Origin of the sequence: Collimonas sp., from assembly GCF_039923675.1 — a bacterium.
Classification (GTDB): Bacteria; Pseudomonadota; Gammaproteobacteria; order Burkholderiales; family Burkholderiaceae_D; genus Collimonas.
On sequence record NZ_JBDTCG010000110.1, the window covers coordinates 25,376 to 35,497 of the forward strand.

The following is a 10,122-nucleotide window of genomic DNA, read 5'->3' on the forward strand; positions in this document are numbered from 1 at the left end:
TTTTCCGGCCCGCAATGCTTTCAGAGGCGGCGGCAAGGTGATTTTGTCATCACTTGCAGGGGCAAGCGGCTGGTCAGCACTGTATAATGACGGCTTCTGATTTAACCCGCAGCCACGCTGCATCAACTCCCCCCTCGCCATGTTGATTTTGCCCGGTTCCAACGCTCTCCCTGCCTTCCGTTCCCAACGCCTTCTGGCCCAGTTACAAGCTATCGACAGCAATGTCGTTGAAGTCAGCGGCCGTTTCGATCATTTTGTCGAAGCCTCGACTACGCTCAGCCAGGACGATATCGGCCGGCTGAACGCCTTGCTGACCTATGGCGATCGGTTCACAGCGACCGACGGCGGCGAAGAATTCATCGTCATTCCGCGTTTCGGCACCATCTCGCCATGGGCGAGTAAAGCCACCGACATCGCCCACAACTGCGGCATGGCGCATATCAAACGCATCGAACGCGGCATTGCCTATCAGGTGAAACTGAAGAGCGGTTTGCTCGGCGGCGTCAAGAAGCTCAGCGACGACAGCGTGCGCGCAATCGCCGATGTGCTGCATGACCGCATGACCGAAACCGTGCTGCGCAGCGCCGATGATGCGGCCGGCCTGTTCCGCGAACTGGACGCCAAGCCGTTGGCTTTTGTCGATCTGCTGGCAGGCGGCAAGGGCGCGCTGGAAGCTGCCAACAGCGAACTTGGCCTGGCCTTGTCGGACGACGAAATCGATTACCTGCTGGCCGCCTTCACCAGCGCCAAGCGCAACCCGACCGACGTCGAACTGATGATGTTCGCGCAAGCCAACAGCGAACATTGCCGCCACAAGATTTTCAACGCCGACTGGGTGATCGACGGCGAAGCGCAGGACAAATCCCTGTTCGCGATGATCAAGAATACCCACCAGTTGCAGCCGAAGGGCACCATCGTCGCCTATAGCGACAACTCGTCCATCATCGAAGGCGCCACCGTTTCGCGCTTCTACGCGCGCGGCGCTGCCGAGGGCAATACCTACCGTGCTTCGGAAGAATTGACGCACATCCTGATGAAGGTCGAGACGCACAACCACCCAACCGCGATTTCGCCGTTCCCTGGCGCCTCCACCGGCGCCGGCGGCGAGATCCGCGACGAAGGCGCCACCGGCCGCGGCGCCAAGCCGAAGGCTGGCCTGACCGGTTTCACCGTCTCCAACCTGTCGCTGCCGGACGCCCGGCAAGCATGGGAAAATGACACTGACGTTACCGGCGCCGGGCAGCCAAGCGCAGAACAATACGGCAAGCCGGAACGCATCGCATCGGCTCTGCAAATCATGATCGATGGCCCCCTTGGCGGCGCCGCGTTCAACAATGAATTCGGCCGTCCCAACCTGGGCGGTTATTTCCGTACCTACGAACAAAACGTCGGCGGCAGTGTGCAGGGCTACCACAAGCCGATCATGATCGCCGGCGGCATCGGCAGCATCTCCGACAAGCACACCAAGAAGAACGATCTGCCGGTCGGCAGCCTGCTGGTGCAACTGGGCGGCCCGGGCATGCGCATCGGCATGGGTGGCAGCGCGGCGTCGTCGATGGCAACCGGCTCCAACACCGCTGATTTGGATTTCGATTCGGTCCAGCGCGGCAATCCGGAAATGGAACGGCGCGCGCAGGAAGTCATCAACGCCTGTTGGGCGATGGATGACAAGAACCTGATTTTGTCTATCCATGACGTCGGCGCCGGCGGTTTGTCGAACGCTTTCCCGGAAATCACCAACGACGCCAAGCGCGGCGCGATTTTCGATCTGCGTAAAGTGCCGTTGGAAGAAAGCGGCATGGCGCCCAAGGAAATCTGGAGCAACGAATCGCAAGAACGCTACGTGCTGGCGATTGCGCCGGAAAGCCTGCCGCTGTTCGAGTACTTCTGCCAGCGCGAGCGTTGCCTGTTTGCCGTGGTCGGCACCGCGACCGAAGAGCGCCAGCTGAAGGTGATCGATCCGGAGCACGATAACAATCCGGTCGACATGCCGATGGACGTCTTGCTCGGCAAGCCGCCAAAAATGCTGCGCGATGTGAAGCACGTCAATCCCGTATTGCCGGCGGTGGACCTGACCGGCATGAACTTGCTGGAAGTGTCGCAGCGCGTACTGAAATTGCCGACAGTCGCCGATAAATCCTTTCTGATCACCATCGGCGACCGCACCGTTGGCGCCACCTCGGTGCGCGACCAGATGGTCGGCCCGTGGCAGATTCCTGTCGCCGACTGCGCCGTCACCAGCATGAGCTTTGAAGGCTATCTGGGCGAAGCGATGGCGATGGGTGAACGCACTCCATTGGCCGTGATCAACGCGCCGGCATCGGGCCGCATGGCGGTCGGCGAAGCGTTGACCAACATCGCCTCCGCAGCGATTGCCGATATCTCCGACGTCAAGCTGTCCGCTAACTGGATGGCGGCATGCGGCCAGCCTGGCCAGGACGCAGCACTGTTCGATACTGTGAAAGCAGTCGGCATGGAACTGTGCCCGGCGCTGGGCATCAGCATTCCGGTCGGCAAGGATTCACTGTCGATGCGCACCACCTGGAAAGACGACAATCAAAGCAAATCGGTTACTTCGCCGGTATCGCTGATCGTTTCCGCCTTTGCACCGGTCAGCGATGTACGTCGCTCCCTGACGCCGCAATTGCGCAGCGATGCGGGCGAAACCGCGATCATCCTGATCGATCTCGGCCGCGGCAAGAACCGTATGGGCGCTTCGGCATTGACGCAAGTCATGCAACAGATCGGCAATGAAACGCCGGATGTCGACAGCGCGGAAGATCTGAAAGGCTTCTTCGCCGCCATCCAGCAACTCAATAGCGAACAAAAGCTGCTGGCCTACCATGACCGTTCCGACGGCGGCCTGTTCACGACCTTGTGTGAAATGGCTTTCGCCGGCCACAGCGGACTGTCGATCAACATCGACATTCTGACCATGGAAAGCGAGCACGCAGCCGACTGGGGCGATTCCAAGAACTGGACCGGCCAGGTGGCCGAGCGCCGCAACGAACTGACCCTGCGCGCGCTGTTCAGCGAAGAACTGGGCGCTGTCTTGCAAGTGCGCGCCGAGCAAAAGTCGGACGTCATGAATGTGCTGCGCAGCTTTAATCTGGGCGCTTGCAGCCACATCATCGGCAAGCCGAACACGCGCGACGTCATCGAATTCAGCCGCGACGCCAAGACCATCTATAGCCAGACCCGGATCGACCTGCAACGCCTGTGGAGCGAAACCAGCTGGCGCATCGCTCGTCTGCGCGATAATCCGGCCAGCGCCGACGCCGAATACGACCGCATCCTGGATGCCGCCGATCCCGGCATCACGCCGAAGGTCTCGTTCGACCTGCAAGAGAATATCGCCGCGCCATTCCTTAATCTGGCCGCCAAGCCGCGCGTTGCGATCCTGCGCGAGCAAGGCGTCAACTCGCATGTCGAGACAGCTTACGTGATGCATCAGGCCGGCTTCACAGCGGTCGATGTCCATATGAGCGACCTGATCGCCGGCCGCGCCAGACTGGACGATTTCAAGGGCTTCATCGCCGTCGGCGGCTTCTCCTACGGCGACGTGCTGGGAGCGGGTGAGGGCTGGGCCAAGACGATTCTGTTCAATGCGAAACTGGCGGAACAGTTCTCGCTGTTCTTCCAGCGCAGCGACACCTTTGCACTGGGCGTTTGCAACGGTTGCCAGATGATGAGCAATCTGAAGGCGATCATCCCGGGCGCGCAAGCATGGCCGAAATTCACCCGTAACAAGTCGGAAAAATTCGAAGCGCGCTTCTCGATGGTGCAAGTCGAATCGTCGCCATCGATCTTCTTCCAGGACATGGCCGGCACCCAAAGCGCCATCGCCATCGCCCACGGTGAAGGCTTTGCCGACTTTTCGCAAACCGGCGATATCAAGGAAGCATTGGTGGCGATGCGCTTCATCGATAACAAGGGGCAGGTCAGCGAAGGCTATCCGTACAATCCGAACGGTTCGCCGCAAGGCATCACGTCGGTGACGACGCCGGACGGCCGCTTCACGGTCTGCATGCCGCACGCCGAACGCGTGTTCCGCACCGTGCAGCAATCGTGGCATCCTGAGTCGTGGGGCGAGGATTCGCCTTGGATGCGCATGTTCCGCAATGCGCGCAAGTGGGTGGGATAAATCCCCTGCCGGCGTTTCGCAATGGAGCGCCAGCCTGCATGTGCAATAAATGAACCCGGCCTTGGCCGGGTTTTTCTTTTTTTGTAACTATTCAGTCCCTATAAGCGCTTGCTGAAACCGCCGTCATCCCCGCGCACGCGGGGATCCACATTACGCACTAACATGGATTCCCGCGTGCGCGGGAATGACCCGGTCAGGAGTGACGGCGTGGACTGTCGGTCGGTATCTTATGGCCGCTGAATAGTAACCTTTTACTTTACTCGCGCTGCGCGTCGCGCCGAAATTTCCAGATTGCCAGGCTGCCGAACAGCGCGGTAAATCCTAGTTGTACTGCGATCGCCGGCAGTGCCGCTGCAAATCCCAGTCCGCGCCAGGTCATGGCGTCGAAGCCGTCAACCGCCCAGCGCGTCGGCATCGCCAGCGTCAGCGTCTGCAGCCATTGCGGGAACAGAAAAGCCGGCACCCAGGCGCCGCCCAGCATCACCATGATCAGCGTGGCGAACATGGCCAGTCCGCGTGCGGCTTCCGGCGTCTTGCCGAAGGCTGCAATCAGCAGTCCGAAACTGGCGGTGACCAGTGCGAAACTGACGCCGACGCCAATAAAGCCGGGCAGGCTGCCAGCGATCTGCACTTTCAGCACCAGCATCGCGAACAGGAAAATCACGCACAGGAGGGCGAAGGCGATGATCGCGCATGACAGCGCGCGCGCCAGCAGCACCGTGTCGAGCGTGACAGGCGCCGCCAGCAACCGGTTCCACAGGCCCATGCGGCGCCATAGCAGCACCGCAATGCCGGCGTCTATCCCCATGAACAGGATGAACTGCACGCTCATGCCGGCGAAAGAGTGCGCATAGCCGTTATATTTTTGCATGCCGGAAGTCAGCGCCTGGTCGCGGGTAGCGTAGGGTACCGACAAAGTGGCTTGGGCCAGTCCCGCCTGGCTCTTGCCATCTGCATCGCTGACAGCCTTGGCTGCATGCGACTGGTATTCCTTGATGCTGCTCAACATCTTGAGCAAGTCCGGATTCTGTGCGCCGCTTTTCTGTAACGCTTCGATGCTGGTATTGATATAGGAGTCGGCGGCCTTGATGTCGAACATTTCAGCGCTGACGTTCTGCATCACATACTGGGTCAGCATGCCTTTCACCATCGCCAGTACGGCACCTTGCGACGGATCGTAATACAGTGGAATCTCCGGCTTGTCACGACCGACGAAGAAGGCTTTCTTGGCGGCGTCGCCAAAGCCGGCCGGCAGGACGATTGCCGCGCTGAGTTTGCCTTGGCGCACCTGGTCTTGGGCCACCGCCTGCGGCAGTTCTTGCACGTGCAGCGCGCTGTCGGCTTTCAGCCCGGCGGCGATCTTGCGGCTGATGCTGCTATCGTCGAGCCGGACCAGGGCAACCTCGATCTTGCCGTTGTTGCTAGTGCCGGAACCACCGAACAGGTAGCCGAAGAAGGTGCCGAGCGCGATCGGCAGCAACAGGCTGATCAGCTGCGCGCGGCGGTTGCTGAGGTACAGGATCAGATCCTTGCGGATCAAGGCATGCAATGCGCTCATGGTCGGTGCTCCGAATCGGAAGAGGAGGGGCGGATGCGTGTCTGCTCAGTCGCGCAGGCTACGTCCGGTCAGGCCGAGAAAAATGTCTTCGAGCTTGGCCTTGGCGGTGGTGAAATGCAGTGGCCGGTTGCCGTTTGCGCTTAGCCATTGCAACAGCGGCAGTGCATCGTCGGTCGCCTGCAGGCCGATCTGCAAGCTGTGATCTCTGCTTGTGACGTCGGTTACGCCGGGCTGCAGGCGGATCTGGTCGATCAGGATGGCGTCCGCAGGCAGCGCCAGATCCACCTGTAGCGCTGCTTGCGCCGGCAGCCGCTGGAACAGCGCGGCGGGTGTTTCGTCAGCCAGCACTTTGCCGTGATCGATGATGACGATGTGATCGGCAAGCCTTTCGATTTCTTCCATGTAATGGCTGGTGTAGATCAGTGAGCGGCCCTCGCGTTTCAACTGTTCGAGGCTGTCGAAGATCGCATTGCGGCTTTGCGGGTCGACGCCAACAGTCGGCTCGTCGAGGATCAGCAGTTGCGGATCGTGCAGCAGCGCGGCAGCGATGTTGAGCCTGCGCTTCATGCCTCCGGAAAAACTGCCGGGCTTGTCGGCGGCGCGATCACTCAGGTTGACCAGCGCCAGCACCTCGCTGCAACGCGTTTTCAGCCGGCTGCCGGTGAGGCCGTAGAGCGCGCCGAACAGCTTCAGGTTTTCATTGGCCGATAAATCTTCGTACAGCGCCAGCTCTTGCGGCACCAGGCCGATCTTGTGCTTGGCGGTGCTGTTGCCGGCGCTGACGGCTTCGCCATCCAGCAGAATCTGGCCGGCGTCGGGTCGCAGCAGGCCGCAGATCAGGCTCACTGTGGTCGACTTGCCGGCGCCGTTGGGACCGATCAGGCCTAGCGTTTGTCCCTGCCGGACCTGGAACGAGATGCCGTCGACTGCCCGTCTGTCGCCGTAGGACTTGGAGAGGCTGGATACAGTGAGCAGCATGGTTGCCATCGTGCGGTCCCGGTTTTAAGTTGCCTCATTGTAATTGCTTGTTTCATTTAGCTCAACATCGATTGCAGCACATGACTATCGAGGAGATCTATTGTGGTATCAAAAAAAAGCAGGCGTAAAAAAAGCGCTCCGAAGAGCGCTTTTTGATTGGCGGATCCTTTGCCAGGATCTTACTTGACCACGGCTTTCGCGCGCAAATCTTGCTGGTAAGCTTGCAGTTTTTTCTGTTGCAGCGCTTCAGTGATTTGTGGCTTGACTTCGGCCAGGGTAGGGATCTTGGCTGCACGAACCTCATCCAGCTTGATGACGTGGTAACCGAACTGGGTCTTGACCGGTGTGTCAGTCAGTTGACCTGGTTTCAGTGCTACCAGCGCATCGGAGAAAGGCTTCACGAACGAAGCTGGCGTTGCCCAGCCCAGATCGCCGCCGTTCGCTGCCGAACCCGGATCCTTTGATTGCTTGGCCAGGTCTTCAAACTTGCCGCCTGCTTTCAGCTTGACGATAATGGCTTTTGCATCGGCTTCGTTTTCGACCAGGATATGCTGAGCGTGGTATTCCTTGTCGCCGGCTTGTGCCTTGAACTTGTCGTATTCAGCCTGGATGTCGGCATCCTTGATCGGGTTCTTCTTGATGAAGTCGGCAACCAGGGCGCGGATCAGGATCGATTGGCGAGCGATGTCGGCTTGTGCCTTGACGTCAGGGTTGTTGCCCAGGCCCAGCTTGTCGGCTTCCTGGATCAGCACTTCGCGGTTGATCAGTTCATCCTTGACCATGTTGCGCAGTTCCGGGGTATCAGGCTGGCCGCCTTGAGCGCCGCCTTGGGCGGACAATTGCTTGATCATCATGTCGGCGCGCGACGACGGGATTGCCTTACCGTTCACGACTGCCAGGTTTTGGGCCATAACAGGCAATGCAGCAGCTGCAAAAAGTACCACCAGTAAACGTGAAGGTTTAAATGTCATTATCAAATCCTAAATTGGGGAGGTTGTTAATAAATTAATCAATGCGGAATCAAGAGAGAATAACCGAAGTAAATTTGAACGACAATTATTCTTTCCGATTACATATAAATATGTAGGTGCATAGGTTCAAGCAGCTTTTGTTTCAGATGGAGCCAGTGCAGTGATAGCCAGTGCATGAATTTCGGCGTGCATCATATCAGCCAGGCAATCATACACCAGCCTATGCCGTTTCAAGCGATTTTGTCCCTCAAAAACCGCGCAAACTATACGCACCCGATAATGTCCGCCACCTGAAGCAGCACCCGCGTGTCCCACATGCAGCGCTGATTCATCCTCCACTATACATTCCAGAGGGGCAAGTGCAGCTGTCAATTTGTTACGAATCGTATCAAGCCTTGGGTTCATCTGGGTCCTTGATGTATTTGGAAAGCAGGATGCTTTGGCCGATGATAAATGCAAACATCAGCCCCATGCCGCCGAACAATTTGAAGTTGACCCAGGTTGCGGTAGGATAATTGAAAGCGATATACAGGTTGAGGCAGCCCATGAAAACAAAAAACGCTACCCAGGCAAAACTCACGCGCAACCAGATCGGATCAGGCAAGGCCAGCTGTTTTTCCATCATGGTGCGGATCAGGTTCTTTTTCAGCAGCAGCTGGCTGACCAGCAATGCAGTGGCAAACGCCCAATACAGTACGGTCGGCTTCCACTTGATGAAGGTCTCATTGTGGAAGTAGATGGTAAGGCCGCCGAACACGGTAATGATCAGGAACGATACCCACAGCATGCCATCGACTTTTTTGCGGCGCAGCAGCAGGTAGCCGATCTGCGCCACGGTAGCGATAATCGCCACTGCGGTCGCCAGCAGCACCGGCGCTTGCGTAGCGGTGACGACGCCGCCGGAAACGAAACCGGACAAATAATGGCTGACCAGCGATTGCGCGGCCTCGGGACTACCTTCGCTCCATTTGAAGATGCCGAAGAAAAGTATTACCGGGAAAAGGTCGAACAGGAACTTCATGTGTTTGCCGTGCTTTCAGTCAGGATAAATAAATAGTCGGTTGATGCGGCCGCTTATCGCGCCTTAGTCGGTAGCGCGCCTGGCCGCACCTAGCCGGCCGCATCGAAGCGCAGCGATGCCGAGTTGATGCAGTAACGCAAACCGGTAGGCGGCGGCCCGTCCGGAAACACGTGGCCGAGATGGGCGTCGCACACCTTGCATAGAATTTCAGTGCGCATCATGCCATGAGTGCGGTCAACGCGCTCTTCTACATTGTCGGGATTGATGGCCTTGAAATAGCTCGGCCAGCCGCAACCGGAGTCGAATTTGGCGTCAGATTCAAACAGCGGCGTGTTGCAGCATACGCAGGTATAGATGCCGTGCTCATGATGATCCCAGAAACGGCCGGTGAATGCCCGTTCGGTCGCCGCATGGCGCGTGACTTCGTATTCCATCGGATCGAGTTCGGCGCGCCATTCGGCGTCGGTCTTGCTGATTTTGGTTGTGCTCATGTTTTCAGTTCCTAGGACGAACAGCTGACTTCCAGTCCGCGCGCCCAGTCCGGCGGCAATTCGGCGTACTTTGCATGTTGCGGCTGTTCGTCAAACGGGTTTTCAAGGATTTCCAATAGTTTTGCGATTTCCGAGAAGTCTTTTTTCTGTGCCTGTTCGATAGCAGTTTGCGCCAAATAGTTTCGCAGCACATATTTGGGGTTGCATCCATCCATTGCAAGCTTGCGGCCCGCATCCCGGCTATTTTCCGATTTCAGGCGCGCCCGGTATTGTAACGCCCAGGCGTCGAATGCCGCACGGTCGATAAACAAGTCGCGCAGGGCGCTATCGCCGCCGGCGTCGTCCAATCGCAAATTGCCCAGCTGGCGGAAAAACAGCGTGAAGTCGACGTGGCTAGCTTGCATGATGGCAAACATGGCGTCCAGCAATTTGTCGTCATCCGCCTGTCGCGTCGCCAAACCCAGTTTGGCGTGCAGCAATTCGTCCAGTTTTGCGCCGTATTGCGCCTGATAATGGCTCAGCGCCGCCTCGGTCAACTCGACGCTGCCGATCAGCGGCAGCAATGCCTGGCCCAGCGCAAAGCAATTCCAATGGCCGATCTGCGGCTGTTTATTGTAGGCATAACGGCCTTGCTGGTCGGTGTGGTTGCAGATATGGCTCGGGTCGTAGGCTTCCATGAAGCCGAACGGCCCGTAATCCAGCGTCAGCCCCAGGATCGACATATTGTCGGTATTCATCACGCCATGCATGAAACCGACCGCTTGCCAGTGCGCCATCAGATGCGCGGTGCGGCGGGTGACTTCGGCCAATAGCGCCTGGTACGGATTTTCCGATGCCAGCAATTCAGGATAGAAACCGGCGATCACGTAGTCGGCCAGGGTTTTCAGTGTTTCCGGCTGATTGTTGTAATACCAGTGTTCGAACGAGCCAAAACGTACAAAGCTCGGCGCCATGCGCGT

At 58.3% G+C, this 10,122-nt stretch carries 8 protein-coding genes; 1 reads left to right on the forward strand and 7 read right to left on the reverse strand.

What is annotated here, in order from left to right:
* Positions 1-139: 139 nt before the first annotated feature.
* The gene (gene purL, locus ABI171_RS24260; protein WP_348095119.1) at positions 140-4,144 is read left to right on the forward strand and encodes a phosphoribosylformylglycinamidine synthase; all 4,005 of its coding nucleotides are present in this window, start codon (positions 140-142) and stop codon (positions 4,142-4,144) included.
* A 256-nt stretch (positions 4,145-4,400) separates the two neighbouring features.
* On the opposite strand, the gene ABI171_RS24265 is transcribed toward purL, so the two are convergent.
* From ABI171_RS24265 to ABI171_RS24295, 7 genes are all read right to left on the reverse strand, one after another.
* Positions 4,401-5,702, reverse strand: a complete 1,302-nt coding sequence (locus ABI171_RS24265) for an ABC transporter permease (protein ID WP_348095120.1) — start codon at positions 5,700-5,702, stop codon at positions 4,401-4,403.
* Between the two features lie 45 nt (positions 5,703-5,747).
* The gene (locus ABI171_RS24270; RefSeq protein ID WP_348095121.1) at positions 5,748-6,680 is read right to left on the reverse strand and encodes an ABC transporter ATP-binding protein; all 933 of its coding nucleotides are present in this window, start codon (positions 6,678-6,680) and stop codon (positions 5,748-5,750) included.
* Positions 6,681-6,859: 179 nt separating this feature from the next.
* On the reverse strand, positions 6,860-7,651 hold the full coding sequence (locus ABI171_RS24275; RefSeq protein WP_348095122.1) for a peptidylprolyl isomerase: 792 nt from the start codon (positions 7,649-7,651) through the stop codon (positions 6,860-6,862).
* Between the two features lie 126 nt (positions 7,652-7,777).
* Positions 7,778-8,056 (reverse strand): BolA family protein, encoded by a 279-nt coding sequence (locus ABI171_RS24280; protein ID WP_348095123.1) that lies wholly within the window; start codon positions 8,054-8,056, stop codon positions 7,778-7,780.
* Complete coding sequence (locus ABI171_RS24285) at positions 8,040-8,672, reverse strand: septation protein A (protein ID WP_348095124.1); 633 nt, start codon at positions 8,670-8,672, stop codon at positions 8,040-8,042. The genes ABI171_RS24280 and ABI171_RS24285 overlap by 17 nt, the downstream gene beginning before the upstream one ends.
* A gap of 89 nt (positions 8,673-8,761) precedes the next feature.
* The gene (msrB, locus tag ABI171_RS24290; protein ID WP_348095125.1) at positions 8,762-9,163 is read right to left on the reverse strand and encodes a peptide-methionine (R)-S-oxide reductase MsrB; all 402 of its coding nucleotides are present in this window, start codon (positions 9,161-9,163) and stop codon (positions 8,762-8,764) included.
* An 11-nt stretch (positions 9,164-9,174) separates the two neighbouring features.
* Positions 9,175-10,122, reverse strand: a 948-nt coding sequence (locus ABI171_RS24295; protein WP_348095126.1) for a protein adenylyltransferase SelO family protein, incomplete at its 5' end; no start/stop codon positions are given.

Excerpts from the sequence above, each read along its gene's own strand:
- ABI171_RS24280 (WP_348095123.1), bottom strand. The coding sequence starts at position 8,056 with ATGAACCCAAGGCTTGATACGATTCGTAACAAATTGACAGCTGCACTT.
- ABI171_RS24270 (WP_348095121.1), bottom strand. The coding sequence starts at position 6,680 with ATGCTGCTCACTGTATCCAGCCTCTCCAAGTCCTACGGCGACAGACGG.
- msrB (WP_348095125.1), bottom strand. The coding sequence starts at position 9,163 with ATGAGCACAACCAAAATCAGCAAGACCGACGCCGAATGGCGCGCCGAA.
- ABI171_RS24285 (WP_348095124.1), bottom strand. The coding sequence starts at position 8,672 with ATGAAGTTCCTGTTCGACCTTTTCCCGGTAATACTTTTCTTCGGCATC.
- purL (WP_348095119.1), top strand. The coding sequence starts at position 140 with ATGTTGATTTTGCCCGGTTCCAACGCTCTCCCTGCCTTCCGTTCCCAA.
- ABI171_RS24265 (WP_348095120.1), bottom strand. The coding sequence starts at position 5,702 with ATGAGCGCATTGCATGCCTTGATCCGCAAGGATCTGATCCTGTACCTC.
- ABI171_RS24275 (WP_348095122.1), bottom strand. The coding sequence starts at position 7,651 with ATGACATTTAAACCTTCACGTTTACTGGTGGTACTTTTTGCAGCTGCT.